Origin of the sequence: uncultured Campylobacter sp., from assembly GCF_937997465.1 — a bacterium.
Taxonomy (GTDB): domain Bacteria; phylum Campylobacterota; class Campylobacteria; order Campylobacterales; family Campylobacteraceae; genus Campylobacter_A.
Map to the genome: position 1 here is coordinate 1 of NZ_CALKTQ010000294.1, position 1,987 is coordinate 1,987.

General features: G+C 47.9%; 4 protein-coding genes. 3 read left to right on the top strand and 1 reads right to left on the bottom strand.

What is annotated here, in order from left to right; all coding sequences use genetic code 11:
* A partial coding sequence (locus tag Q0546_RS09885; RefSeq protein ID WP_298792642.1) for a glyceraldehyde 3-phosphate dehydrogenase NAD-binding domain-containing protein occupies positions 1 to 509 on the bottom strand: 509 nt, incomplete at its 3' end.
* A gap of 314 nt (positions 510 to 823) precedes the next feature.
* Between Q0546_RS09885 and nadD the strand changes: the two genes are divergently transcribed.
* From nadD to Q0546_RS09900, 3 genes are all read left to right on the top strand, one after another.
* Entirely contained in the window at positions 824 to 1,396 is a 573-nt protein-coding gene (gene nadD, locus Q0546_RS09890) for a nicotinate (nicotinamide) nucleotide adenylyltransferase (RefSeq protein ID WP_298792644.1), read from the top strand.
* Positions 1,360 to 1,686, top strand: coding sequence for a ribosome silencing factor (gene rsfS, locus Q0546_RS09895; RefSeq protein WP_002952699.1), 327 nt, complete (start codon positions 1,360 to 1,362; stop codon positions 1,684 to 1,686). The genes nadD and rsfS overlap by 37 nt, the downstream gene beginning before the upstream one ends.
* Positions 1,687 to 1,781: 95 nt before the next feature.
* Positions 1,782 to 1,987: hypothetical protein (locus Q0546_RS09900; RefSeq protein ID WP_298792647.1), on the top strand; the 206-nt coding region annotated here is incomplete at its 3' end.

Below are 1,987 nucleotides of genomic sequence, written 5' to 3' on the forward strand. Positions count from 1 at the left end.
TTTACGATGCCAAATTTATCATTTAGTACTTTTGCGACGGGAGCTAGGCCGTTTGTCGTGCAGCTAGCGTTTGAGACGATCGCTTCGCCTGCGTATTTATCGTCGTTTACGCCGACTACAAAGGTCGCCGTGTCGTCTTTTGCCGGAGCGCTCATGACGACTTTTTTGATGCCGCGAGCTAGGTACGGTTCGCATTTTTCAGTGGTTAAAAACTTGCCCGTGCACTCCAAAACCACGTCCGCGCCGTAGTCTGCGTAGCTAAGCTCGTTTAAGTCTCTTGTTGAAAAAACTCTTATTTTTTTGCCGTTTACTTCTATAAAATCGTCGCTTATCACCTTAACGTCTTGCTTAAATTCGCCGTGCACGCTGTCGTATTTGAGCAGATAGCGCGTCATGTCGCGCGTCGCCGTGTCGTTAATAGCGACAAGCTCAACGTCGTCTCGCTCTAAAATAATACGAGCAGCGCACCTGCCGATACGTCCAAAACCGTTGATCGCGATTTTTACCATGTTTAGCTCCTTGTGCTAGATTTTCCGGTCGCTTTCAAGCGCGCGGAAAGGTTATTTTCGTACTTTTTAGCTTTTTGCGCGTTAAATTTACCGGCCTCAACCGCTGCCGAGCGCGTAAATTTAAGCTGCTCTAAAGCCCGCCTTTGCAAATTTGACCCTCGCTTGCTCGCCGAAAAACGAGCCTCGCAAGCCCAAAAATCCCCAAATTTTACAAAATCTCCATTTAATTTGCGCTTTATCGGCGATTTTTTTGATTTTCAACCGAAATTCACTTCAAATTCGATAAACTGCACCGAAATTTTAAAGGCAAATTTATGAAAATCGCGCTTTTCGGCGGTAGTTTCGACCCGCCTCATCTCGGGCACGACGCCGCCATAAAAGCCGCGCTAGAGCGGCTAGACGCGGATAAGCTCATCATCATGCCGACCTTTATCAGCCCGTTTAAGAGCGAGTTTTCCGCTCCGCCGCTGCTTCGGCTAAAGTGGGCGAACGAGGCTTGGGGTGCGCTGCCTAAAGTCTGCGTGAGCGACTACGAGATCGCGCAAAATCGCCCCGTACCGACGATAGAAAGCGTGCGGCACATGTGGCAAATTTACGCTTTGAGCGAGCTTTATCTCATCATCGGCGCCGATCATCTAGCAAGCCTAGACAAATGGCACGAGATAGACGAGCTCTTTAGGCTCGCGACTTTCGTCATAGCTAGCCGCGGTAACGTAGCCGTGCCTGAAAATTTTAAAATTTTAAACATAAACGCGCCCGTTTCGTCCTCGCAAATCAGGCAAAATTTGGACAAAAACCTGATGATACCGTGCATAGCGGACGAGGCGGCGAAATTTTATCAAGGAAAAACATGCAAGAAAGAATCGAACGAATCATCAAAATCCTAGACGCCAAAAAGGCCGAAGCCATCGAGGCTATCGACATGAGCGGGCGCGAATACATCGCAAAATGCGTCATAATCGCCACCACGATGGGTGAACGCCACGCCTACTCGCTAACCGATGACCTAAAAGAGGGGCTAAAGGACGAGGGCGAGCAGTTTTTAGGCATCGAAAGCTCCGGCGACTGGGTCGTGATCGATCTAGGCGACATCCTCATCCACCTCATGAGCGCGCAATACCGTGCCAAATACAATATCGAAGAGTTTTTAAGCAAGCTAAAAGAGGTAAAAGCTTAAGCTAAATTTAGCTCGCCGCGCCAGTAGCGTCAAATTTGCCTAAAGCATGCAGCGGACGGTAAATTTGACCAAAGCCGCCGTTTTAACGCTAAGATTTGCCCGATCTTGCAAGCGGCGTGCTTGATTATTTTAGTCAAAAGCCGACATCGCAGGCTTTTGCTTTTATTTTAAAAAAGTCAAATTTGAAGCGGACGTCGTCAAATTTAGCGACTTTTCAAACCCATACTGCAAAGACTGGCGGCACGAACTGGAATTTAAATTTGACCGCTCATAGTTTATGGACGAGCTTAATAAGATCACC